This window comes from Streptomyces sp. PKA51, assembly GCF_057552455.1.
The window spans coordinates 1-23,215 of sequence record NZ_BAAJPZ010000004.1; the positions used below are offsets into that span (position 1 = coordinate 1).

The window sequence follows — 23,215 nt, forward strand, 5'->3', positions numbered from 1 at the left end:
TCCCGAACCCTTCCGGGCCCGCGACAACTCGGAGAACACTACGGATGGGGCGATGCCCTGTCAACCCCGGTGCGAGGGGCCTCTCCTACCCCTCTCGGTCACCCCTCTCAGTCGAGGTCGCTGAGGCGTCCGCCGGCGTCGGGCTGGGTCTCCTCGACGCGGCGCAGGAGGCGGGTGAGCATCTCGCCGAGGAGGGCCCGCTCGACAGGGGAGAGGTCCTGGAGGAGGTCCTCTTCGAAGACGGTGGCCTTGCGGAGGCCGTCGAGCCACTTGGCGCGGCCTTCCTCCGTGATGCCGACGATGACGCGGACACGGTTGTTCTCGTCGCGCTCCCGGGTGACGAGGCCCTCGCCGACCATGCGGTCGATGCGGTGGGTCATGGCGGCCGGGGTGAGGCCGAGGCGCTTGGCGAGGTCGCCGGGGCCGAGGCGGTAGGGCTCGCCGGCGAGGACGAGGGCCTTGAGGACCTCCCACTCGGCGTTGCTGATGCCGAGCTCGGCGGTCTGGCGCCCGTAGGCGACGTGCATGCGCCGGTTGAGGCGGCTGAGGGCCGAGACGACCCGCTCGACCTGCGGGTCCAGGCCCTGGAACTCGCGCTGGTAGGCGGCGATCTGCTCTTCGAGGCTCGGCTCGGCGGGCCCGTGGGTGTCAGCCATGTGCGGCAGTATCCCAGAAATCGTTCGCGCTAAAGCCCTTCGACGTGTACTCTTTAGCTTCGAACTTTAGGGTTGAAGTCTTCGAGGTTGAGGGGTGAGTGTGACCACCGCGATGGGCGCGGCGCTGCGCCGGATCCAGCTGGGCAACGCGTTGAGCGCGTTCGGCAACGGCTTCACGGTCCCGTTCCTGTTCGTCTACGTGTCCCAGGTAAGGGGTCTCGGGGCGAGCATGGCGGGCTTCGTGATGATGACGTTCGCCGTGGCCGCGCTCACCGTGCTGCCGTTCGTCGGTCGGGTGATCGATCGTCGGGGTCCGTTGCCTGTCGCCGTCGCGGGTACGGTCGCCGCCGCTCTGGGCTCCCTCGCGCTGGGTCTGGCGAGCGTCTGGCCGCTGGTGCTGGCCGCGGCCGCTGCTCTGGGCGCGGGTATAGCGGTGGTGCAGCCCTCGCTGGCGACGATGATCGTGTGGTGCTCGACGACGACCACCCGCTCGCGGGCGTTCGCCATGCAGTTCTTCCTGAACAACCTGGGTCTGGGTGTCGGCGGTCTGCTCGGTGGCCAGCTGGTGGACACCTCCGACCCGGGGAGCTTCGTGCGGCTCTTCGCCATCGAGTCGGTGATGTTCCTGGTGCTGGGCGCGATGGTCGCGACCGTGCGGCTGCCCCGGGCGCCGAAGGTGGAGGACAAGGTGCCCAGCGGGCCCACCCCGCAGAGCGGGTGGCGGGCGCTGGTGGGCGACCGGGCGATGGTGCAGCTGTGCGTGCTGGGCTTCGTGATGTTCTTCGCCTGCTACGGCCAGTTCGAGTCGGGCCTGGCGGCCTTCGCCGTCGAGGTCACCAGGATTTCGCCGGCGATGCTGGGCATCGCGCTGGCCGCCAACACGATGGCGATCGTCGTGGCCCAGTTCGTGGTGCTCAAGCTCGTCGAGCGGCGCCGGCGCAGCCGTGTCATCGCGCTGGTCGGTCTGATCTGGGCCGTGGCGTGGGTGGCGGCGGGCCTGTCCGGGCTCATACCGGGCGCGCCGGCCCTGGCGACGACGCTGCTGATCTCGACGTACGCGCTGTTCGGCATCGGTGAGTCGATGCTGTCGCCGACGATGGCGCCGCTGGTGGCCGATCTGGCACCGGCGCGGCTGGTCGGTCAGTACAACTCGGCGTTCGCCCTGGTCAAGCAGCTGGCGCTGGCGGTGGGGCCGGCGGCGGGCGGTCTGATGGCGGGGGCAGGTGCGTACCCGGCGTACATCGTCCTGCTGGTCGTCTGTGCGCTCGGGATCTGCGTCCTCGCGCTGCGGCTGGGTCGCCTGCTCACCCCGGAGCAGGACAACCCGGTGCGTGCGCACGCTCGCCGTGTCGCCGCCGCGGGTGCCGCGGCCGAGGTGCCGGCCGCCCGCTCCGTGCAGGAGCAGGGCGAGCGGGCGCCCGTGGCGGTCTGACGGCGGCGTTCGCTCAGCCCAGGTGGGTGCGCAGGCCGCGGCCGGTGGGCAGGGCGAATTCGCACCAGACGGCCTTTCCGCCGCCGGGTGTGCGCCGTGAGCCCCACGACGAGGCGATCGTGGCGATGATCGAGATGCCGCGGCCAGCCTCGTCGGCGGGTTCGGCGCGGCGGCGGCGCGGGAGGTGGTCGTCGCCGTCGGTGACCTCGATGATCAGGCGCCGGTCGGTGCGGCGCAGTCGCAGTCGCATGGGTGGGGTTCCGTGCTGCAGGGAGTTGGCGACCAGCTCGCTGGCGGCCAGGACGCCGAGGTCGCGCAGGTCCGTGGGGAAGCGCCAGCTGGCGAGCACGCCGGAGGCGAAGGCGCGGGCACGGGGCGCGGCCTCGACGCCGCCGAGGAGTTCGAGGGCGGCGTTGTGGAAGAGCTCGGCGTCGTGGCCGGTGCGGGCGGGGTGCTGGAGCACCAGCAGGGCGACGTCGTCGTCGTGCTCCTGGGTGACGCCGAGGGCGCGCACCAGGCGGTCGCACATGACCTGGGGTGAGCCGGTGGCGCCGGCGAAGGCGCGCTCGAGGGCGGCGACGCCCTCGTCGATGTCCTGGTCGCGGCGTTCGACGAGACCGTCGGTGTAGAGGACGGCGCTGGCGCCGGGGCCGAGGGGCACGCTGCCGGAGGTGTGCAGCCAGCCGCCGGTGCCCAGGGGTGGCCCGGTGGGTTCGGCGGCGCGGTGGACGGTGCCGTCGGGGTCGCGGATGAGGATGGGCAGGTGTCCGGCGGAGGCGTAGACGAGCCGGCCCTCGTTGGGGTCGTGGACGGCGTAGACGCAGGTGGCGATCTGGGTGGCGTCGATCTCGGTGGCGAGTCCGTCCAGGAGTTGCAGGACCTCGTGGGGCGGCAGGTCCAGGCGCGCATAGGCGCGTACGGCGGTGCGCAGCTGGCCCATGACGGCCGCGGCGCGTACTCCGCGGCCCATGACGTCGCCGATGACGAGGGCGGTGCGGCCGGCGCCGAGGGTGATGACGTCGTACCAGTCGCCGCCGACGGCGGTGTCGTGGCCGCCGGGCTGATAGGTGGCGGCGACGCGCAGGTCGTCGGGTTGTTCGAGCTCCTGGGGCAGCAGGCTGCGCTGGAGGGTGACGGCGGCCTCCCGCTGGCGGCGTTCGCTCGCGCGCAGGCGTTCGGCTGCTTCGACCTGGTCGGTGACGTCGGCGGCGAAGACGAGGACGCCGTGCTGGGCGCCCTTTCCTTCTCCGACCTCGATGGGCGAGCAGGTGAGCGTGTAGTAGCAGTGCCGTCCGGTGGTGACGGCGACCCGCCGGGACTTGACCGTGCGGGATTTGCGGCTGCGCAGGACCTGGTCCATCAGGGGCAGCAGGCCGAGCTCGACGAGCTCGGGCAGCGCGGTGCGGGCGGGCATGCCGGGCGTGCGGATGCCGAAGAGCGCGGCGTAGGCGTCGTTGACGTAGGCGACGCGGTGGTCCGGCCCGTAGACGAGGGCGACCAGGGCCGGGACCTTGCCGAGGATGTCGTGCACGCGCAGCGCGTCGAGGCTGGGGACGGGCTCGGCGTCCGGGGCGGGCTCGGCCCGGGCGGCGGGCACCGAGCCGGTGCCGCTTCCGGTCGGCCCGTGCGGGGCGGTGGCGGAGGCGCGGTCGGCGCGGGCGGCGGCTCGGCGCTGCGTTCCGGGGAGCCGTGCGCTCCAGCGGGTGAAGTTCACTGAAGGACTACCTCGTGGAGTCGCTGCGGAATCAGCTCGGCGGCGTGGGGTGGCAAAGCCGCGCCCCCGGTGCGGGGGCGCGGTGAGCGGTGGGGGCGCCCGCTGCCGCGTAGGGGCAGCAAACGTCCGAATGCTCGCGATTGTCACTCTTCGCAGATACCAGCCCACTCATGGTCACACGACCAGTGTGGCCGACCGGACGGACATCCGTCAGACGCCGCGTCGCAGGAGGGGGATCCCGGTCCGGATGTGCGCCCCTCATCCGCGCGTCAACTCGCCTCGGTATGGCGTCCCGTGCCGGCCGCGAGCTCGAACTCGGCACGCGGGTGCTCCAGCGAGCCCAGGGAGACGATCTCACGTTTGAACAGCCCCGCGAGGGCCCATTCGGAAAGCACCCGCGCCTTGCGGTTGAAGGTGGGGACACGGCTGAGGTGGTAGGCGCGGTGCATGAACCAGGCGGGGTAGCCCTTGAGCTTCCTGCCGTAGACCTGGGCGACACCCTTGTGGAGGCCGAGGGAGGCGACGGAGCCGGCGTACTTGTGCCGGTACTCCTGCAGGGCCTCGCCGCGCAGCGAGGCCAGGACGTTGCGGCCGAGCACCTTGGCCTGGCGGACGGCGTGCTGGGCGTTGGGCGCGCAGGTGGCGTCCGGCTGATCGGACGTCAGGTCGGGGACGGCGGCGGCGTCGCCGGCGGACCAGGCGTGCTCGGCGCCGTCCACCTGCAGCTGTGCCGTGCAGGCGAGCCGGCCGCGCTCGTCGAGCGGCAGGTCGGTGGCCGCGAGCAGGGGATGCGGCTTGACGCCGGCGGTCCACACGAGCGTACGGGTGGGGAAGCGGGAGCCGTCGCTGAGGACCGCGACGCGGTTCTCGCAGGACTCCAGGCGGGTCTGCAGCCGTACGTCGATGTTGCGTCCGCGCAGTTCCCGCACGGCGTAGCGGCCCATGTCCTCGCCGACCTCGGGCAGGATGCGCCCGGTGGCCTCGACCAGGATGAACTTCAGATCGTCCGGTTCGAGGTTGTGGTAGTAGCGGGAGGCGTAGCGGGCCATGTCCTCCAGCTCGCCGAGCGCCTCGACGCCCGCGTAGCCGCCGCCGACGAAGACGAAGGTCAGGGCCGCGTCGCGCACCTGCGGATCGCGGGTGGAGGAGGCGATGTCGAGCTGTTCGAGGACGTGGTTGCGCAGGCCGATGGCCTCCTCGACGGACTTGAAGCCGATGCCGTGCTCGGCGAGGCCGGGCACGGGCAGGGTGCGGGAGATGGAGCCCGGGGCCAGGATCAGCTCGTCGTAGCGGACGTCGACGGCGCCCGTGCCCTCCTCCGCGGTGGCCAGCGTCTTGACGGCCGCCGTGCGCTTGGCGTGCGTGAGGGAGACGACCTCACCCGTGAGCACCTGGCACTTGGCCAGGGTTCGCCGCAGCGGGACCACCACGTGCCGCGGGGAGATCGACCCGGCGGCCGCCTCGGGCAGGAACGGCTGGTACGTCATGTACGGCTCGGGGTCGACGACCACGACCTCGGCCTCCCCGCGCCGCAGCCCGCGCTGCAGGTGCAGCGCCGCGTACATGCCGACGTAGCCGCCGCCGACCACCAGGATCCGCCTCGGGCGGCCGGGGCCCGCGTCCTGCTCCCCGGTCGTCCGCCGGCCGTTGTCCTGCTCCCGCTGCCCTTCCCGCGCCGGTCCGCTCACCAAGGCCCACTCCTCCTTGTTCCGCCTCGCGTATGCCGCGTGGTCGCCGCGTGGTCGCCGCTCGGTCCGCGCACGGACCCCCGTGTGGTGCTCGCACGGTGCCGGCTCGGCCCTCGGGTGGTGCTGGCGTTCTCCCTCGCATACCACTCGCACGGTGGTTGTATGCGGGCTCGGCTCCTCGCCGCACTGCTGCCCCAGCTCCTTCCCGTGTCCCACGGGTGCCAGGGGTTTGTCCACAGGCCCGGCGAAATGTACGACCGGCCACGGAGCCGGTCCCTCCCGCCGCCCGGGCCCGCCCGGAGGGAAAGGTACGCAGGTCAGAGCCGCTTCACAGGGGTGGTGGGGTGGTGCACCATCAACGCCCGCGGGGCCCGTACTCCAATTGGGGACGGCCTGTGCGGAGCTACCCCCTTCTTTCTTGACCTGGGCTCAACTATGTTCGTACTCCGTCGGGGTGTCGAGACGCGCCCCGGCAGTCAGGGCGGGGAGTCTCCGGGGGGAGACGTCATAACCGGGGGAACGTATGCACATTCAGGGGTCTCATTGGTCTGCCGCCGTCGCGACGACGTCTGACGGGACAGGTGGCCGCAATACGCCGTTGCGCGTGGATGCCCAGCGCAACCTCGAACATGTGCTGCGGGCGGCTCGCGAAGTATTCGGCGAGCTGGGGTACGGCGCGCCCATGGAGGACGTGGCGCGCCGGGCCCGGGTGGGGGTCGGCACGGTCTACCGCCGGTTCCCGAGCAAGGACGTGCTGGTCCGGCGCATAGCCGAGGAGGAGACGGCACGCCTGACCGAGCAGGCGCGCACCGCGCTGGGGCAGGAGGAGGAGCCCTGGTCGGCGCTCTCCCGCTTCCTGCGCACGTCGGTGGCCTCCGGCGCCGGCCGGCTGCTGCCGCCGCAGGTGCTGCGGGTCGGCGTCGACGTCGAGCCCGGCGAGCAGCCCGGCCAGGAGCGGGCGCGCGTGCCGCAGCAGCGGCAGCCGGTGGCCGAGGGCCAGCTGCACGAACTGCGCCTGGTCGAGCAGCGGCAGACGGCGGTCAAGGAGCGCGACGACGCAGGCGTCAACGCGCTGCTGGACGTCGTGGGCCGGCTCGTCGAGCGGGCACGGGCGGCCGGCGAGCTGCGCACCGATGTCACCGTGGCCGATGTGCTGCTGGTGATAGCCACGGCGGCGCCGTCCCTGCCGGACCCGGCGCAGCAGGCGGCGGCCTCCTCGCGGCTGCTGGACATCCTGCTCGAAGGTCTGCGCTCGCGGCCCGCTGCCTGACCATCGGCCCGGTGCACCGGGTGATCAGCTGACTTCCGGCCCGGTCCAGGGGTCCGGACGGGTGGTTGCCCTTCGCTGAGCGATCCTGCCGTCGGCCCGTGTGCGACGCTGCTCGGTATTCGAGTCTGCGGCGTGCACGGGGAGCCTGCGCTATGGGCGTTGACGGGCGGGAAGAATCGCGGGAGAGCGGCGAGGCCGACGGGCCTGCCGTGCAGCCGCCCGGGTCACCGGCCCTGCCGCCGGCGGCGGCGGATCCCGTCGCCGGCGCGCTGGACCTGTGGCGCGGCGCCCTGGGCCCGGTGGTGCCGCAGCAACGGGAAGGCGGCCGACCGGGCCCGGGAAGCGGTGCGGCCACGGGTGGCGGTGCGGGCACGGGCAGTGGCACGCCGGGTGGTGGCACGTCAGGCGGTGGCACGTCAGGCGGTGGTACGCGGTCGGGCGGGGCACGGGAGGCCGATGCCGGGTGGACGGGCGACGCGGGTGTGCGCGAGGACAGCGACGCGCCCCCGTCCGACCTCGAACTGGTGGCACAGCTGCGCGGGGGCGAGAACGAGGACGCCTACGAGGAGCTGTACCGGCGGCACGTCGACGCCGTGCGCCGCTACGCCCGTACGTGCTGCCGTGACGAGCACACCGCCGAGGACCTGACCAACGAGGTCTTCGCCTCGACGCTGCAGGCCGTGCGGCGGGGCGCCGGCCCGGACTCGGCGGTCAGGGCGTACCTGCTCTCCAGCGTCCGCCGGGTCGCGGCCGCCTGGGGGCGGACGACCAAGCGCGAGCACTTGGTCGAGGACTTCGCGGTCTTCGCCACCTCGTCGGCCGTCTCCTCCATCGCGGCGGACGACGACACCCTGGGCCTGGGGGCGGACGTCCGGGCCATGCAGGAGGCCGAGCGGTCGCTGGCCGTGCAGGCGTTCCGCAGCCTGCCGGAGCGGTGGCAGACCGTGCTGTGGCACACGACCGTGGAGGAGGAGGCACCGGGGGAAGTCGCCCCGCTGCTGGGGCTGAGCGCCAACGCGACGGCCGTGCTGGCGCACCGTGCACGTGAGGGGCTGAAGCAGGCGTACCTGCAGGCGCACGTCAGCAGTTCCCTCACCTCGGGCGGGGAGTGCGCGCAGTACGCGGACCGGCTGGGCGCCTATGCGCGGGGGCGGCTGCGTTCGCGGGCCGAGCGGGGCATGCGCAAGCACCTGGAGACGTGCGCGCGCTGTCGTACGGCTGCCCTGGAGGTGGCCGACGTCAACGAGCGGCTGCGGACGTTGCTGCCGATGGCCGTCATCGGCTGGTTCGCCGCGGGCTGGTCGGTGAAGGCGGCCGCCGGCCTGGCGGCGGGCACGGCCGCCGGCGCGGGTGCGGCCGCGACCGGCGGCACGGGGAGCGGGGGCGTGGGGGGAGGGGCGGGGGCGGGGGCCCCCTCGGCAGGTGCTTCCAGTGCCTCCGGGGCCTCCGGGGCCTCCGCCTCCTCCGCTCCCGTCACCGCCTCGGGGTCGTCGTCTTCCGCGCCCGGGGGCTCTTCCGCGCCTTCCGCGTCTCCCGCGGGTTCCGGCGGCGAGGGGCTCGGGGTGATGACGAAGGTGGGGCTGGTCGCGGGGGCGGTTGCGGCGGCGGGGGCGGTGATCGCCTATGCGCTGGCCGCGGGTTCGCCGGCGCCCTCGCCCAGACCGCAGGCTCAGGCCCCGGTTCCGGCGCCGGTCACGCACGTCCCGCGGCCCCGGGCCTCGCAGCCGCGGCTCACTGCGTCGGCGGCGCCGACCGCGGGGCCCGGGTTGCCGGCCGGGGCGGCCTCCGCGAGCGCCTCGCCCTCCGTCTCCCCCTCCGCTTCTCCTTCCCCCTCCCTTTCTCCTTCCGCGTCGCCGTCGCCTGCGGCGGCCGGGTCGGCGAGTCCGGTGGCGTCGGTTGCCGCCTCGCGTTCCGCTGCGCCTTCGCGTCCGCGTACGCCGGGCGCCTCCCCGGCCGTGCCCAAGCCCGCTCCCCCGCGCCTCCCCACGGCCGTCTATCCGCTCGACCAGCTGGAATACGCTCCTTTGGGCGACGGCGGTGAGCCGGAGTTGCGGCCGGTACCCGGCGGTTGGATGTGGCAGAGGTACGGCGATCTGCGTATCGGTGGTACGGCGTACCGCAATGGCGCGAGCGTGCATGCGCCGTCCTCGGTGGCCGTCGACCTGAACCGTTCCTGCACCTCCTACGACGCCTTCGCCGGCATCGACGACATGTCCATGGGCCATGGCGCGGTCACGTTCTCCGTCTTCGCCGACGGCGCGCGGATGTGGAGTTCGGGCCTGGTGGAGGGCGGGCAGCCGGCGAAGGCCGTACACGTTCCGCTGGCCGGGCGCAGGACGCTGCGCCTCGTCGTCGAGTCCCGTTCACCGTACGAGGGGGCCGCGGTCGCCGACTGGGCCCGGGGGCGCATCACCTGCACCACCCCGGCCGCATCCGCCGGCGCCTCCGCCGGCGAAAGCCCCTGAACGACGGCCCCTCAACAACCGGACCCGCACCGAAAGTCGGGCCTCAGCGTGGTGGCAGGACTCCGCCCGCCACCGCGCGGGGGCCGGGGGTCTCGGCGCCCGTCCAGCAGGTGCCGCGGCGGGCGAGCAGGCGGCGCAGCCACGCTTCGGTCGAGACGATCTCGGCGAGCCCGTCCAGGGGGAGCGCGTCCCCGCGGGCCGCGGCGCGCAGGGCGCCGCGCACCGCGCCCGCGTCGACGAGGCCGGCGTCGGCGAGGAGCGGCGCGTCGAGGAGTTCCAGCAGGGGTCCGAGCGCGGCCGCGAGTCCGGCGCGGGCCGCGGCGGCGTGGGAGGCGTGCGAGGGCGTGCCCCAGCCGGGTGGCAGGTCGTGGATGCCGGCGCCGGCCAGGACGGCGCGCAGGATCGCGGCGCGTGCGCCGGGTTGGACGCGCAGGGTGTCGGGCAGGGCGCGGCAGGCGCGTACGACCTGGTTGTCGAGGAAGGGGGCGTGCAGGCGCTGGCCGCGGGCCTCGACGGCCTGTTCGTGGATGCGGTGGTCGGCGGCGTGCCGGTGCAGTGCGGTGGCGGCGCGGCGTTCGCCGGGGCGCTGGGGCAGCCCGGAGGGCGGTGCGGAGGGCTGTACGGCGGCGGTGTGCAGGCGTACGGCCACCTCTGCGCGGGCTTCTGCGGTCAGCCAGCGGGCGGCGGGCCCCGGGCGGCACCAGGCGAGGGCGGCCAGTGAGGCGTCGAGGGGGCCGGTGGTGCCGCGGGCGTCGGGGGTGTCGGCGGCGTGGAGCAGGTGGGCGGCGGCGGTCTCGAGTCCTTCGCGGTGGCCGGTGCGGGCGAGGCGGCGGGCGGCGCGGTAGACGGTGAAGGGGACGGACAGCGAGTGGGTGGCGGTGCGGCTGGCGGTGTTTTCGGCGCGGGCGAGGGCGGAGACGGGTTTGAGCAGGTGGCGGCGCCGGCGGTCCATGAGGAGGTCGGCGAGGCGGGCGGGGTGTGCGTCAAGTACTTGTCGGGCGCCGTTGCCGACGAGGTGGTCGGTGCCGCCGGCGGCGAGGCGGTGGCGGTGTCGGGCGGCGTAGGCGAGGGCGGGGCCGGGTTCGTCGGTGAGGGGGCCGTGGTCGAGGTGGGCGTAGGGCAGGGCTTCGGTGCCGGCGGCGACGATGAGGTGGTGCAGGCGCAGGTCGGCGGCGAGGGCGCGGGCCCGTTCGAGTTCGGGGGTGCGGTGGCGGGTGGTTTCGGTGGCGAGGTCGTTGAAGGTGACGGCGAGGAGGCGTTCGCCGGAGAAGCCGGGGACGCCGCTGTGCGCGCCGGGCAGGCCGGCGGCGAGCAGGGCGAGGGTCGCGGAGGCGCTGCCGCCGGAGAGGTCGGCGCCGGTGGCGGGGCGGGTGCCGGTCGGGTGGCGGGGGCCGGTGAGGCGGGCGTGCACGGCGTCGACGAGGGCTTCGCGTACGGCGTCGACGGCTTGGTGGGCGTCGGCCCGGGGGGTGGCGGCGGCGAGGGTGGGGTGGGGTTCGTAGCCGGTGATCTGGCGGGTGCCGTCGCGCAGGACGAGGGCGTGGCCGGGCGGGAGGCGGCGTACGCCGGTGTAGGGGGTGCCGTCGCCGAGGGCTTCGGGGATGTCGGGGCAGGCGAGGAGGGCGGCGAGGTGGCCGATGTCGAGCTGGGCCTCGACGAGGTCGGCGAGCGGGAGGGCGGCGGTGGCGTAGGCGGTGCCGCCGTGGAAGTCGGTGTGGAAGACCGGCCGGGTGCCGGCGAGATCGCCGAGGACGGCGAGGCGGCAGCCGGTGCGGACGACGACGGTGTAGCTGCCGGGCCAGGTGGTGAGGTGGCGCAGGGCGCCGCCGCGGGCGGCGCGCAGGCCGGCGCGCAGGGCGTCGTCGTCGGCGGCGCAGCGGCCGAGGACGGCGAGGCGGGTGGTGGGGTCGGCGGGGTCGGCGTGGACGGTGCGGATCTCGTCGGGGCGCCAGTCGCCGACGGCCCACAGGGGTTCGGATCCGTGCCACAACTGCCGTGCGGCGACGGGGTGGAGGCGGGGCTCACCGGTGCCGTCGGCGTGGTGGTGCGCGGTGGTGCGGTTCCACCCCACCAACCAGCGCATCGCCGCCTCCACAGGCTGTGGACAATCGATCGGCCGGGCAACCGATCGGTAGCAGTCATCATGCACAGCCGGGCTGGGGTTGCGTACATCCCTGGGCAACACCTTGGTTGCGGCTCGACGGCTGATCGAAGGCTGCCAACTCCTCGGACAACGCGGCGAGATGGCACTTCGTCACGGTTGTCCCGAATGCGGGGCGGGTGGGGGCGGGTGCGGGCAGGCACGTACGGCGGCCGTGCGGCGGCCCGGCGGCCGCCAAGCGGCGGCGAGGCAACGGCATCCGGCCACATCCGGCCGTGCCCGGCCACCACAGAACGGCATCCACTGAACGGCATCCGCCGAGCAGGAACCGCTGAGCAGGAACCGCTGAGCAGGACCCGCCCCACGCCAGGGTCGCGTGCGGGTGCGGGCGCGGCCCGGGAGGCGGTGAACCGCCTCCCGGACCGGTCCGCCGCCCGCGGGGAATGAGGCGACGGCATCCCCCAGCCCACTGGACCCAGTGCAGCGGGCCAACCCACGCATCTCCATGGAACCGTCACGGGCTTTGGCGCGGACAGAGCGCACGGCGGGCGCACGGCCACACACAACCGGAGCACGTGCCCCTCGGTGCACGCACATACGGACCAGAATCTCGCCATCCGGGACATCGCCTCTTAACGGTCGGGATGCGGCGAACTACGCTGGGTTTACGAATGCCTCGTGCCTATGCCGGGGCGCGCGTCGTGTTGTCGAGGGGTGCGCATGTCCAGGGAGCCACGCGGGCCGAATGAGAAGCTGGGCACTGTCCTCGCCCTCGCAGGGATCAGCAACGCCGGTCTCGCGCGCAGGGTCAACGACCTCGGTGCGCAGCGGGGATTGACGCTTCGGTACGACAAGACATCGGTGGCGCGATGGGTGTCCAAGGGCATGGTCCCGCAGGGCGCCGCGCCGCATCTGATCGCTGCGGCGATAGCCGCCAAACTGGGCCGGCCGGTGCCGCTGCACGAGATCGGGCTGGCGGACGCCGATCCGGCGCCGGAGGTGGGGCTCTCCTTTCCGCGCGATGTCGGCCAGGCGGTGCGGTCGGCGACGGAGCTGTTCCGGCTGGATTCTGCCGGTCGGCGCGGGGGCGGGGGGATCTGGCAGTCGCTGGCCGGTTCCTTCTCCGTCAGCGCCTATTCCACGCCGGCCTCCCGTTGGCTGATAACGCCCGCGGACAGTTCGGTGGCGCGCGAGCCGCAGCAGGTGGCGCGCGAGGCGGCGACCGCGCCGTCGGGCGGCGGTCAGGACTGCGGTTTACCGCAGCGTGTCGGCCACAGCGACGTGACGAAGCTGCGGGAGGCCGCCGACGACGCCCGCCGCTGGGACTCCAAGTACGGTGGCGGCGACTGGCGTTCGTCGATGGTGCCCGAGTGCCTGCGGGTGGACGCGGCCCCGCTGCTGCTGGGCTCGTACAGCGACGACGTGGGCCGTTCGCTGTTCGGGGCGACGGCCGAGCTGACCCGGCTGGCGGGCTGGATGGCCTTCGACACCGGCCAGCAGGAGGCGGCCCAGCGCTACTACATCCAGGCGCTGCGCCTGGCCCGTGCGGCCGCCGACGTGCCGCTGGGCGGCTACGTGCTGGCGTCGATGAGCCTGCAGGCCACCTACCGCGGCTACGCGGACGAGGGCGTCGACCTCGCGCAGGCGGCGTACGAGCGCAACCGGGGGCTGGCGACCGCGCGCACCATGAGCTTCTTCCGGCTCGTGGAGGCGCGGGCGCAGGCGAAGGCGGGGGACGCGCCGGCCTGCGGGGCGGCGCTGAAGGCCGCCGAGGGCTGGCTGGAGCGGGCGCGCTCGGGCGATGCGGATCCGTCCTGGCTGGACTTCTACACCCAGGAGCGGTTCGCGGCCGATGCCGCCGAGTGCTACCGCGATCTGCGCATGCCGCGGCAGGTGCAGCGCTTCACCGAGCAGGCGCTGGCGCGGCCGACGGAGGAGTTCGTGCGCTCGCACGGCCTGCGGCTGGTGGTCTCGGCGGTGGCGGAGCTGGAGTCGGGCAACCTGGACGCGGCGTGCGCGGCCGGGGTGCGCGCGGTGGAGGTGGCGGGGCGGATCTCCTCGGCGCGGACGACGGAGTACGTACGGGATCTGCTGCACCGCCTGGAGCCGTACGGGAACGAGCCGCGCGTGGCGGAGCTGCGGGAGCGGGCGCGGCCGCTGCTGGTGGCGCCTGCTTGAACCGTCCTGCGAGCGGCCTTTCGAGCGGCCCTGCGAACGGTCCCGCAGCCGGCCTGCGCGTCGTCCTGCGAGCGGTCCTGCGAGCGGTCCTGCGCCCGCTCGCCGGGCCGTCGGTTACCGGTGAGTGATCTCATCGGGCGTCCGGTTGTCGGTGGCACAGGTCATCATGGGTCCGTGCGGGAGGCGCAAAGGACGCAGGGAGTCGGTGGTCGCCGTGGCCCGGGCGGGGCGCGGCGGCGTGGGCGCGGGGAGGTGAGGTGATGGCGGCGTACGACTGCGACGTGCTGGTGGTCGGCGGCGGGATCGTGGGCCTGTCGACCGCGTACGCCCTCACGCGCGCCGCCCCGGGTACGCGGGTGCTGGTGCTGGAGAAGGAGGCGGGGCCGGCCCGGCACCAGACCGGTCGCAACAGCGGTGTGATCCACAGCGGGATCTACTACCGGCCGGGTTCCTTGAAGGCGCGCTTCGCCGTCGGGGGCGCGGCGGAGATGGTGCGGTTCTGTGCGGAGCAGCAGTTGCCGTACGAGGTGACGGGCAAGCTGATCGTCGCCACCGGGCGCGAGGAGCTGCCGCGGCTGCACGCCCTGGCCCAGCGCGGCCGGCAGAACGGGGTGCCGGTGCGAGAGCTGGGCCCGGCGCAGATCGCGGAGTTCGAGCCGGCGGTACGGGGCGTGGGCGCCCTGCACGTGGCCACCACCGGCATCTGCGACTTCCCGGCGGTGGCGCGGCGGCTGGCGGAGCTGGCCGGGCGGGAGGGGGCCGAGGTGCGCTACGGCGCCGAGGTGTGCGCGGTGGGGCGGCGCGAGGACGCCGTCGCGGTGCGCACGGCGGCCGGCGAGGTGCTGCGCGGCCGGGTCCTGGTCAACTGCGCGGGGCTGTACAGCGACCGGGTGGCCCGCCTCGCGGGTGACGATCCGGGCATGCGCATCGTCCCCTTCCGGGGGGAGTACTTCGAGCTGGCGCCCGAGCGCCGGGGGCTGGTGCGGGGCCTGGTGTATCCGGTGCCGGATCCGGCGTTCCCGTTCCTGGGCGTCCACCTCACCCGCGGCATCGACGGCCACGTCCACGTGGGCCCCAACGCGGTGCCGGCGCTGGCCCGCGAGGGGTACGGGCGGTGGACGGTGCGGCCGGGCGAGCTGGCCGGCACCGTCGCGTATCCGGGGGCCTGGCAGCTGGCCCGCCGCCACTGGCGGTACGGGGCGGGCGAGGTGCGCCGCTCCCTGTCGCGGCGGGCCTTCACGGAGGCGGTGCGGCGGATGCTGCCGCAGGTCACCCCGCAGGACCTGATACCCGCGCCCGCGGGGGTGCGGGCCCAGGCGGTGCTGCCGGACGGGACGCTGGTGGACGACTTCCTCTTCGTCCGCTCGCCGCGCATGGTGCACGTGCTCAACGCGCCCTCGCCGGCGGCCACGGCCTCGTTGCCGATCGGACGGGAGGTGGCGCGCCGGGCGCTGGCGGCACTGGGGCACACGGCCGTGGCGCGCTAGCCGCTACCGCTGGGCGCTGGGCGCTGGGCGCTGGTGGGGTTCACCGGCCGGGGGCGTACACGCGCACGTAGTCGACCAGCATGCGGGCAGGGAACGGGGTGGAGCGGTCCGGCGGGCCGGGCCAGTCGCCGCCGACGGCGAGGTTGAGCAGCAGGTAGTGGGGGTGGTCGAAGACCCAGCGCTGCCCGCGGTGCAGCCGGTCGGCCGAGGCACTGCCGTACGCCTTGCCGTCGAGGTACCAGGTGATCCTGCCGGGCACCCAGTCCACGCGGTAGGTGTGGAAGTCGTCCGACAGCCGCCCGCCCCCGCCGAGCTGAGTGTGGCGTTCGATGCCCTGGGCGACGTAGCCGGGGCCGTGGACGGCACCGTGCACGGTGCCGGGCTGCCGGCCCAGGGCCTCCATCACGTCGATCTCGCCGTTGGCGGGCCAGGCGACGCGGTCGGAGTCGGCGCCCATCATCCAGAAGGCGGGCCACAGGCCCTGCCCGCGCGGGATCCTGATGCGGGCCTCGAAGCGGCCGTACGCGCGGGCGAAGCGGCCCTTCGTCTTGATCCGCCCGGAGGTGATGTCGCACGGCCCGCTGGCGCACCGCATGCCGCGCCGCTTCTCGTGGCGGGCGGTGATCGCGAGGTGCCCGTGGCCGTCGAGGGAGACGTTGCCGGGGCGGTCCGTGTAGTACTCCCACTCGTGGTTGCCCCAGCGGGGCTCCCCGCCCCGGTCGAAGACCCACCTGCCCCGGTCGGGCCGCCGGCCGGCAGGCCCGGCGAACTCGTCCGACCACACCAGCCGCCACCCGCCGGAACGGGCGTACGCCTGCCGTACGGGCCCGGGGCCGGGCGCACCGGCCACCGCGGCGGGGGCGCCCGTGCGCACCCCGGTCGGCTGCCCGGCGAGTTCCTCCCGGGCCATGCCGCTGCCGGCGAGCAGCACCGCGGCGGCGAGCAGGGCGAGCGTGGCGGTGAAGGGGCGCAGTCGCATGGGTGATCCCTGAAGAGGGTGGGGGGCGGGACGGCTCGCCGGAGGCCCGGGCCAGTGGGAGCGTATGGGCGCGGCAAGCCGGGGCCAGGGCCACCACGCAGCGTCGCGCCGGACCCACCGGAACGGCGGACAGGCATTCCCCCGGTTGTCGGCCGCGCTGCCGCCGCGTGGGCGCGATCGGCAGGCGACGGCCCGTAGCCGAGGTGCTTCCCGACCTGCGGGCGCGTGGTGGCTTGTCGCGCAGTTCCCCGCGCCCCTACGGGGCGCCGTGGATACCGCGTGACGAAGATCCGCCGGACAGGCCCTGGGCCCATGGCACCGGACCCGCCCCCAAGCCCGGGGCGCCGCATCGGCCCCCGCGCCCTCGCCCCAGTCCCGCGGGGACTTTTCGGGGCGCCCGTAGACTGGAGGGACTGTGTCCGAGAACCTCGCCCCCAGCAGCACCGCGGCCGGCACGGCCGCCGCGGGCACCGCAGCCACCCGTCCGGTCCCGGCCCCCGCCCGTGCCCGGCGCGAGCCCATGTTTCCCGACGGCCCGGCGCCGGATCCGGCGGGCTCGCACCACGAGCGCCGCATTCGTTCCTTCCAGCCGCGCCGCAGCCGGGTCACGCCCGGGCAGGCCGGGGCGCTGCGCCGCCTGTGGCCCACGTGGGGCCTGGACGTCGATGGTCTGCGCCGCCTCGACCTCGGCGAGCTCTTCGGCGACCCGGCGCTGCCCGTGGTCCTGGAGATCGGCTTCGGCATGGGCGAGGCGACGGCCGAGATGGCGGCCGCCGACCCCGGTACCGGCATCCTCGCCTGCGACGTGCACACCCCGGGTCAGGGCAACCTGCTGGCCCTGGCCGAGCAGCGCGGGCTGACCAACGTGCGGGTGGCCAACGGCGACGCGATCATCCTGCTGCGCGAGATGCTCGCGCCCGATGCTCTCGCCGGCATCCGTGTCTTCTTCCCGGACCCGTGGCCCAAGAAGCGCCACCACAAGCGCCGGCTGATCCAGCCGGAGTTCCTGGCGCTGGCGGCGACGCGGCTCGCGCCGGGCGCGGTGCTGCACTGCGCGACGGACTGGGAGCCGTACGCCGAGCAGATGCTGGAAGTGCTTTCGGCGAGCCCCGACTTCGAGAACACGCAGCCCGACGGCGGTTACGCGCCGCGTCCGGATTTCCGGCCGCTGACCCGTTTCGAGGGGCAGGGCCTGGACAAGGGCCACGTCGTCCACGACCTGATGTTCCGCCGCCGCGGCTGAGCCGCCCGTACTCGCCTGCAAGGGCCCGTACGCGCCCGTACGCGCCCTTGCGGAACCGGGGGCGCCGGATCCGGGCCCGAATTGGGGACGCCGACCCCCACGGCGCTTGGTTAGGGTCGTGACGTGCATGCGCCCCCGACCGACCGGCAGCCGCAACCGCAGCCGCAGCCGTTGCCGCCGCAGATACCGCCGATGCCCGCCAGCCCGCCGACACCGCCGGCGGGCCTGCACTACAAGGCCCGCCGGGCCCTGTGGGACACCCTCTGGGACAACAAGGCGGTCCGGGCCGGCGCGGTCTTCCTGCTGCTCGCCCTGTGCGGGCTGATCATCCTCGCCCTCGTCCGCGAGCAGACCGGCACCGAGGGCTTCCTGGTGGGCTTGGGCCTCGCCGTCCTGCCCGTACCGCTGCTCATAGCCGCGTTCCGCTGGATGGACCGCGTCGACCCCAAGCCCTGGCGCAACCTCGTCTTCGCCTTCGCCTGGGGCGCCTGTGCGGCCACCCTCGTCGCCCTGCTCGCCAACGGCTACGCCACCCGCTGGCTGATCGGCGCCGTCGACGTCACCCAGCGCGACGACCCCTCCACCTGGGGCGCCACCTTCGTGGCGCCGGTGGTGGAGGAGAGCGCCAAGGGCGTGGCGATCCTGCTGCTGTACCTCTTCCGCCGGCGCGACTTCAACGGCATCGTCGACGGCGTCGTCGTCGCCGGCATCACGGCCACGGGCTTCGCGTTCACCGAGAACATCCTCTACCTGGGCAACGCCTTCGCCGACGACCAGAGCTTCGGCTACTCGGGCCTGCCGACGACGACCGCGGCCACGTTCTTCATCCGGGTGCTGATGTCGCCCTTCGCGCACCCGCTGTTCACGTCGATGACGGGCCTGGGCTTCGGCCTGGCGGCCACTCTCGCGGCCCGGCGCCGCGTGCTGCGCACGCTCGTGCCCTTCCTGGCCCTGCTGACGGCCATGCTCCTGCACGCCCTGTGGAACGGCTCGGCGACGCTGCCGAACGGCGGCTTCCTCGCGGTGTACGCGCTGTTCATGGTGCCGGTCTTCGGGCTGCTGACCTGGCTGGTGATCTGGTCCCGCCAGAACGAGCTGCGCACCATCCTCGCCGAGCTCCCCGCCTACCAGGCCGCCGGCTGGCTCACCCCGCCCGAACCGCTCGCCCTGTCCTCGATGCGGGCCCGCGGCATAGCCCGCGACCTGGCCCGCCGCACCGGCGGTGCGGCGGCGGCCCGCATGGTCGCGGAGTACATATCCTTCGCCACCTCCCTGGCCTTCCTCCGTCACCGCGCCCACCGCGGCACCCCGGACCCCCACTTCACCGCCCGCGAGCAGGAACTCCTCCACCACCTCTGGCAACGCCGCACCACAGCCCAACCCGCCCTGGCCCAAGCAGTCACCACCATCCCGAGGCCGTACCAGCCCCCGTACCCACCCCAGTGGGGCCCCGCCCCGAGCCAGTGGCCATGGCCTCAGCAACCGTTCTCGGGGCAGCAGCCCGGGTCCCCGTGGCCACTGCGGCCCGGGCGGCACCGCTGAGCACGCCTTCGGGCCTGCGGCGCGGGTGGCCACGGACCGGCGGTGACCCTACGTCGAAGCCCGGAATCCGGGATGAACAGGCTTATTTGAGGTTAACCTTTGGGATCAACGCTCGAGACCGTGCTCTCACAACCGGGGGGGGGGATCCGTGCCGGCTCCTTTCGCCGCCTCTCTGTGCGGCTACCGCAAAGGCAATCCGAATACGTCGGATGCGAGCAACGACCAATCCATCGAACTTGGAAGGGTGTTCTTCGACGCTCTGGGTGTCCCACCGACGGCCGCTGCGCCGTCGAGTGTCGGCCGGCTCATGGCAGACGAGCTCGCCGCAGACCTCAAGATACGCCTCAAGACAGAGGCTCCACACTTGTCCGTGGTCCCCGAGAAACCGTTCACCAGCTTTGAGCAATACGGCCACCTCAGCGCGGTCCGGGAGCTTCGCGGCGACATGACCAGCGACGTGATGGCCGCAGTCAAAGTGATGCGGACCGAGTCGAAAAACTTCACGTCGGACGTCCAGACGCACACCGCACTGCTCACTCACCTGACCAGACTCGAGAAGGAGCTCTTGGGCGTCGAGGCACGACGACGCGACCTGCTCGATCTGCTGGGCGAAGAGTCTCTCCTTAAACTGGACATCACCGTCTCGCGTGAGACCTCGAGTCCCCTTTCCCTCAAGACGGAACTCCCGCATCTAGTTGCAGGATTCTCCCTGAAATGGTCGCTACGAACAGACCGAGCTCAAGATTGCCGAAGTCAAGGTGCAAAGCTTGCAGCACTACGGCGAGGCCGCATGCCCCATTTCGCCGCCGTTACCATGGAGCCACGACCATCCATGCTCGCTTTGCTGGGAAGAGGCTCCGGCGACCTCGACTGCGTTTACCACTTGAACCTCACCGCCCTTTCGGACGCCATAGAAGACTACTGTTCGGGCACGGCGAACAAGGCCCGACTCGAGATCCGCGATAAGTTCCTGCGGCTCCGAGACCAACGCCGACTTCGCGACTACGACGAGCTGTGCAGCTACCTCACCACGCTGTAAAAGGCCATCATGGTCACATAACCCGAGGAGAGCGTCTCCACATGTCCGCCGAGCGTCGGCTTGAAACCACAGAAACGACCAGCCGTCGCATGAGCAAACAACGGTCCCGAGACACCGGAATCGAGATGGCTCTGCGACGGGAGCTCCACCGCCGTGGCCTGCGGTACAGGGTGCATCGCCGCCCCGTCCCAGCCGTCCGTCGGGAGGCCGACATCGTCTTCGGCCCCACGAAGGTGGCCGTGTTCGTGGACGGCTGCTTCTGGCATGGGTGCCCAGCCCATGCGACATGGCCGAAGAGCAACGATCAGTTCTGGCGCAACAAGATCGAAGGGAACGAGCGTCGCGACCGGGACACGGACCGACGGCTGATCGAAGCAGGTTGGCTGCCCGTCCGGGTGTGGGAGCACGAAGCCCCGGCCGTGGCAGCCGACCGGGTCCAGGCCGCGGTAGCCGCTCGCCACGCAAGCGTGACACAGCCATCGGGGGCAACTGTCAGTCCCTCCGATTGACCTTGCGAGCCTGGCCGGCATCCCCGTGATCGACCTGTTCGCCGGCTGCGGCGGCCTAAAAGTCCGGCCCATTGCCATAAAAGGCGCATATTGTTCATGGCTGAGGGGCGGACGGAGACCTCCTCGAGGGCTACGCCCTGTCCCATGGGAACCCTTTTGCTGCCGGCTTCGGGACGCTACGGCGCCGCAAGCTCACGATCGTTATCGAATCCCGCATCGGCGAGATCCCCATGCCCGGGCCCACCGGGCCAGGGAAATTCCCATCACCCCGACTCAGTGAGCAATCGCTGGTGCCGGAACTTCCGGATCCTGCTCACCGGCACGCATATACCAGGATCCACCGATCTCGACTTGGCGACCGTTCACGATCCGATCCCCGACCGGTACCAGCCTCACGGAGACCCAGGAACCCTTTTCCGGCACGCCCAGCCCCAGAGCATACGCAACTCGTACGCTGTCCTTCTGGTGGCCCAGTATGACGATTCCCTTCGACTGCAAATGCAACCTCGCATCGCGGACCCGCTTGGGTGCATCCAGCTGCTTCGCGGTCGTCTGAACCGTTGTGCGATCGATGACGCACCCCTGCAGGGTCTCGAACAAGTTATTGACTCGCTGTTGTCCGGTGGTGCCCGAGAAGATTAGTTGCTTTTGCTTCTCATTGAGACCGAGAAGTATATTCCTTCGAAGCCTTCCCGCTTCGACGATCCATCGGATGGCACTCCTGCCACTCGCCGACAGCTGCCGCTTGCTGTCCTTGTTGGATCCGCCCCCCAAAACCTCTTCCCTTACGTGAACCAGCCCCACGCCAAAGGTGGACCTCTCGTCGTCTGCCGACATGACCAGACAGACGTGCCCCATGGCCTCGGTGGGAATCATCCATTTGCCGGTGAGTGAAAATTTTGCATCGACCTCCACTCCGGATATTCGATAGTCCATCGCAAACCATTCGAAAACCCGAACTCCTTTTGGCAAACTATCTCGACCTTGGTTCCCAGATAAGTCTTCTCCGTCTTGCTCAGTTCCTTGAGGTCGTATCGACCTGTTCGCTGACCGTCCAGCACCTCGTCGATCGACTGCCTCAAGACGGAGGAGAAACGATCCTCCAGGTTCGAGCGCTCCGCACATCTCGCAAACCACTGCGCCACACGATCGAGCCGCCCGCTCGCGAACCTCTCCGAAGGAAGCGAAGCATCCGGTTCCTTCAGATCAAACAATGCGCCTTCATGCATCGACATGAGGGCACATTACGATCACAGTTGATCGATTGGCTATACAGAATCAGCCGACTCACTACGATCCGTTCGAGCCCGTGTCACACGACATGCACCCGGGTGCCACAGCCGGTCCGGAGCCGACCGACCGGCATTTGGGCACGTCTGTTGGTCGAGCCGCGCCCAGGAAAACCACTCAGGCCCTTCGGTGTTTTGTCGATCGGCTCTACGCGCAGGCCGACGGCACAGACCGCAGGTGCAGACGGTGTCGTACGAAGTAATGCAGCAAGCCCTCGGATGTCGTGCGAGGGATTCGTGCATCGGTGTGGGCAGAGGCAGCAGCACGTTAGCGTGAGGAAGATCGATCTGCATGAAAGGGCGCGGTATGAGTGCACTGTCGAAGGTTCCGGCGTCTGTCGTAGCAGCCGTCGGGCTTGTCGGGGGGTATGGCGTGGCGCGGTGGACGAAGAAGAGGGCGCTCGGCGGGGTGGTGTTGGGGGCCGCCGGGGTGGTGGCGGGTCGGGAGTGGAACGAGAAGGCCGGGGCGCAGGCTGCCGCGGGGCTGACGGGGTTGTACCTTGCCGCGTTCGGTGGGGCGCATCCGTTGGCGAAGAAGGTGGGGGCCTGGCCGGCGGTGTTCGCCGTTGCCGGTGGGGTGGCTGTGGCTTCGTGGGCGGTGGAGAAGCGGGCGTAGCCCACGAAGCCGTTGCCGGTGGTTATGCCGAGGCTTCGGTGAGCTGCTTGAGTTCGGTGTCCGTCAGGTGCAGGTCGGTCAGTGCCAGGAGCGGCTGGAGCTGGTCGACCGTGCGGGCGCTGGCCAGGGGGGTGGCCACGGTGGGCCGGGCGGCGAGCCAGGCGAGGGCGACGGTGGAGACGTCCGCGCCGTGGGCGGCGGCCACCTCGTCGAGGGCGGCCAGGACGCGGCGGCCGCGTTCGGTTTCGAGGTGCTGGGCGGCCTTGCCCGCGCGGGCGCTGTCCACGGTGGTGCCGGGGCGGTACTTGCCGGTGAGGAAGCCGGAGGCCAGGGCGTAGTAGGGGACGGCGGCCAGGCCGTGGCGGGCGGCGACGTCGGCGAGGGGGCCTTCGTAGGTGTCGCGGGAGACCAGGTTGTAGTGCGGCTGGATTGCCGCGTACTTGGCGAGGCCGGAGGCGTCGGAGAAGGCGAGGGATGCCTCCAGGCGTTCGGCGCTGATGTTGGAGGCGGCGATCTCGCGGACCTTGCCCTCCTTCACCAGGGCGTCGAGGGTGGTGATGATGTCCTCGACCGGCTGCGCGGTGTCGTCGTAGTGGGTGTAGTAGAGGTCGATGTGGTCGGTGCCCAGGCGGCGCAGGGACTCCTCGACGCGCGACCTGATGGTGGCGGGTGCGAGGCCGGCCGGTTCGGGGACGCCGGCGCCGACCTTGGTGGCGATGACCATCCGGTCGCGGTTGCCGCGGGCGGCGAGCCAGGCGCCGAGGATGGTCTCGGACTCGCCGCCCCGGTTGCCCGGGACCCATGCCGAGTAGACGTCGGCGGTGTCGATGAAATTGCCGCCGGCCTCGGCGTAGGCGTCGAGGACGGCGAAGGACTGCTTCTCGTCCGCCGTCCAGCCGAAGACGTTGCCCCCGAGTGCGAGGGGGTGGACGGAGAGACTGCCGATCGTGCGGTGGTTGTCAGCCATGCGATGCCTCAACGCCCCTACCGGCAGCGTTATTCCGCGT

18 protein-coding genes are annotated in these 23,215 nt (G+C 72.4%); 10 read left to right on the forward strand and 8 right to left on the reverse strand.

Annotated features, from left to right (window positions below; all coding sequences use genetic code 11):
- Positions 1–107 precede the first annotated feature (107 nt).
- Positions 108–656 carry a MarR family winged helix-turn-helix transcriptional regulator gene (locus AC27L3_RS07210; RefSeq protein WP_365970075.1) on the reverse strand — a complete coding sequence of 183 codons (549 nt, stop codon included), beginning with the start codon at positions 654–656 and terminating at the stop codon, positions 108–110.
- 100 nt (positions 657–756) lie between these two features.
- Between AC27L3_RS07210 and AC27L3_RS07215 the strand changes: the two genes are divergently transcribed.
- Positions 757–2,088 (forward strand): MFS transporter, encoded by a 1,332-nt coding sequence (locus tag AC27L3_RS07215; protein ID WP_487233497.1) that lies wholly within the window; start codon positions 757–759, stop codon positions 2,086–2,088.
- A 13-nt stretch (positions 2,089–2,101) separates the two neighbouring features.
- Here the strand turns inward: AC27L3_RS07215 and AC27L3_RS07220 are convergent, their stop codons facing one another.
- Positions 2,102–3,802, reverse strand: coding sequence for an ATP-binding SpoIIE family protein phosphatase (locus tag AC27L3_RS07220; protein ID WP_487233181.1), 1,701 nt, complete (start codon positions 3,800–3,802; stop codon positions 2,102–2,104).
- A gap of 269 nt (positions 3,803–4,071) precedes the next feature.
- Positions 4,072–5,397, reverse strand: coding sequence for an NAD(P)/FAD-dependent oxidoreductase (locus AC27L3_RS07225; protein ID WP_487233498.1), 1,326 nt, complete (start codon positions 5,395–5,397; stop codon positions 4,072–4,074).
- A gap of 616 nt (positions 5,398–6,013) precedes the next feature.
- Here AC27L3_RS07225 and AC27L3_RS07230 point away from each other — a divergent pair.
- Together AC27L3_RS07230 and AC27L3_RS07235 are read left to right on the forward strand one after the other, a co-directional pair.
- Positions 6,014–6,760: a TetR/AcrR family transcriptional regulator gene (locus AC27L3_RS07230; RefSeq protein WP_487233182.1), complete on the forward strand. Its 747-nt coding sequence runs from the start codon at positions 6,014–6,016 to the stop codon at positions 6,758–6,760.
- Positions 6,761–7,242: 482 nt separating this feature from the next.
- A complete protein-coding gene (locus AC27L3_RS07235) occupies positions 7,243–9,225 on the forward strand; it encodes a sigma-70 family RNA polymerase sigma factor (RefSeq protein WP_487233183.1) in 1,983 nt (660 codons plus the stop codon).
- A 43-nt stretch (positions 9,226–9,268) separates the two neighbouring features.
- Here the strand turns inward: AC27L3_RS07235 and AC27L3_RS07240 are convergent, their stop codons facing one another.
- Complete coding sequence (locus tag AC27L3_RS07240; RefSeq protein WP_487233184.1) at positions 9,269–11,308, reverse strand: asparagine synthase-related protein; 2,040 nt, start codon at positions 11,306–11,308, stop codon at positions 9,269–9,271.
- 738 nt (positions 11,309–12,046) lie between these two features.
- Between AC27L3_RS07240 and AC27L3_RS07245 the strand changes: the two genes are divergently transcribed.
- Together AC27L3_RS07245 and lhgO are read left to right on the forward strand one after the other, a co-directional pair.
- The gene (locus AC27L3_RS07245) at positions 12,047–13,504 is read left to right on the forward strand and encodes an NsdA family TPR-like regulatory protein (RefSeq protein ID WP_487233185.1); all 1,458 of its coding nucleotides are present in this window, start codon (positions 12,047–12,049) and stop codon (positions 13,502–13,504) included.
- Between the two features lie 260 nt (positions 13,505–13,764).
- Positions 13,765–14,991 carry an L-2-hydroxyglutarate oxidase gene (gene lhgO, locus AC27L3_RS07250; protein ID WP_487233186.1) on the forward strand — a complete coding sequence of 409 codons (1,227 nt, stop codon included), beginning with the start codon at positions 13,765–13,767 and terminating at the stop codon, positions 14,989–14,991.
- Positions 14,992–15,031: 40 nt separating this feature from the next.
- Here the strand turns inward: lhgO and AC27L3_RS07255 are convergent, their stop codons facing one another.
- On the reverse strand, positions 15,032–15,970 hold the full coding sequence (locus tag AC27L3_RS07255; protein WP_487233187.1) for a glycoside hydrolase family 16 protein: 939 nt from the start codon (positions 15,968–15,970) through the stop codon (positions 15,032–15,034).
- 415 nt (positions 15,971–16,385) lie between these two features.
- On the opposite strand from AC27L3_RS07255, the gene trmB reads away from it, so the two are divergent.
- The 4 genes from trmB (at position 16,386) to AC27L3_RS07275 (ending at position 20,303) form a co-directional block, all read left to right on the forward strand.
- Positions 16,386–17,213, forward strand: a complete 828-nt coding sequence (trmB, locus tag AC27L3_RS07260) for a tRNA (guanosine(46)-N7)-methyltransferase TrmB (protein ID WP_487233188.1) — start codon at positions 16,386–16,388, stop codon at positions 17,211–17,213.
- Positions 17,214–17,405: 192 nt separating this feature from the next.
- Entirely contained in the window at positions 17,406–18,755 is a 1,350-nt protein-coding gene (locus tag AC27L3_RS07265; RefSeq protein WP_487233499.1) for a PrsW family intramembrane metalloprotease, read from the forward strand.
- A 244-nt stretch (positions 18,756–18,999) separates the two neighbouring features.
- The gene (locus AC27L3_RS07270; RefSeq protein ID WP_487233189.1) at positions 19,000–19,794 is read left to right on the forward strand and encodes an NgoMIV family type II restriction endonuclease; all 795 of its coding nucleotides are present in this window, start codon (positions 19,000–19,002) and stop codon (positions 19,792–19,794) included.
- A 125-nt stretch (positions 19,795–19,919) separates the two neighbouring features.
- Positions 19,920–20,303 carry a very short patch repair endonuclease gene (locus tag AC27L3_RS07275; protein WP_487233500.1) on the forward strand — a complete coding sequence of 128 codons (384 nt, stop codon included), beginning with the start codon at positions 19,920–19,922 and terminating at the stop codon, positions 20,301–20,303.
- Between the two features lie 273 nt (positions 20,304–20,576).
- On the opposite strand, the gene AC27L3_RS07280 is transcribed toward AC27L3_RS07275, so the two are convergent.
- Together AC27L3_RS07280 and AC27L3_RS07285 are read right to left on the reverse strand one after the other, a co-directional pair.
- Positions 20,577–21,218, reverse strand: coding sequence for a NaeI family type II restriction endonuclease (locus AC27L3_RS07280; RefSeq protein ID WP_487233190.1), 642 nt, complete (start codon positions 21,216–21,218; stop codon positions 20,577–20,579).
- Positions 21,176–21,538, reverse strand: coding sequence for a NaeI family type II restriction endonuclease (locus AC27L3_RS07285; protein ID WP_487233191.1), 363 nt, complete (start codon positions 21,536–21,538; stop codon positions 21,176–21,178). The genes AC27L3_RS07280 and AC27L3_RS07285 overlap by 43 nt, the downstream gene beginning before the upstream one ends.
- A gap of 361 nt (positions 21,539–21,899) precedes the next feature.
- Between AC27L3_RS07285 and AC27L3_RS07290 the strand changes: the two genes are divergently transcribed.
- A complete protein-coding gene (locus AC27L3_RS07290) occupies positions 21,900–22,208 on the forward strand; it encodes a hypothetical protein (protein WP_487233192.1) in 309 nt (102 codons plus the stop codon).
- A gap of 22 nt (positions 22,209–22,230) precedes the next feature.
- Here the strand turns inward: AC27L3_RS07290 and AC27L3_RS07295 are convergent, their stop codons facing one another.
- A complete protein-coding gene (locus AC27L3_RS07295; RefSeq protein ID WP_487233193.1) occupies positions 22,231–23,175 on the reverse strand; it encodes an aldo/keto reductase in 945 nt (314 codons plus the stop codon).
- Positions 23,176–23,215: the final 40 nt, after the last annotated feature.

Excerpts from the sequence above, each read along its gene's own strand:
- AC27L3_RS07210 (WP_365970075.1), bottom strand. The coding sequence starts at position 656 with ATGGCTGACACCCACGGGCCCGCCGAGCCGAGCCTCGAAGAGCAGATC.
- AC27L3_RS07230 (WP_487233182.1), top strand. The coding sequence starts at position 6,014 with ATGCACATTCAGGGGTCTCATTGGTCTGCCGCCGTCGCGACGACGTCT.
- AC27L3_RS07240 (WP_487233184.1), bottom strand. The coding sequence starts at position 11,308 with ATGCGCTGGTTGGTGGGGTGGAACCGCACCACCGCGCACCACCACGCC.
- AC27L3_RS07245 (WP_487233185.1), top strand. The coding sequence starts at position 12,047 with ATGTCCAGGGAGCCACGCGGGCCGAATGAGAAGCTGGGCACTGTCCTC.
- lhgO (WP_487233186.1), top strand. The coding sequence starts at position 13,765 with ATGGCGGCGTACGACTGCGACGTGCTGGTGGTCGGCGGCGGGATCGTG.
- AC27L3_RS07255 (WP_487233187.1), bottom strand. The coding sequence starts at position 15,970 with ATGCGACTGCGCCCCTTCACCGCCACGCTCGCCCTGCTCGCCGCCGCG.
- AC27L3_RS07265 (WP_487233499.1), top strand. The coding sequence starts at position 17,406 with ATGCCCGCCAGCCCGCCGACACCGCCGGCGGGCCTGCACTACAAGGCC.
- AC27L3_RS07275 (WP_487233500.1), top strand. The coding sequence starts at position 19,920 with ATGGCTCTGCGACGGGAGCTCCACCGCCGTGGCCTGCGGTACAGGGTG.
- AC27L3_RS07285 (WP_487233191.1), bottom strand. The coding sequence starts at position 21,538 with ATGTCGATGCATGAAGGCGCATTGTTTGATCTGAAGGAACCGGATGCT.
- AC27L3_RS07290 (WP_487233192.1), top strand. The coding sequence starts at position 21,900 with ATGAGTGCACTGTCGAAGGTTCCGGCGTCTGTCGTAGCAGCCGTCGGG.
- AC27L3_RS07295 (WP_487233193.1), bottom strand. The coding sequence starts at position 23,175 with ATGGCTGACAACCACCGCACGATCGGCAGTCTCTCCGTCCACCCCCTC.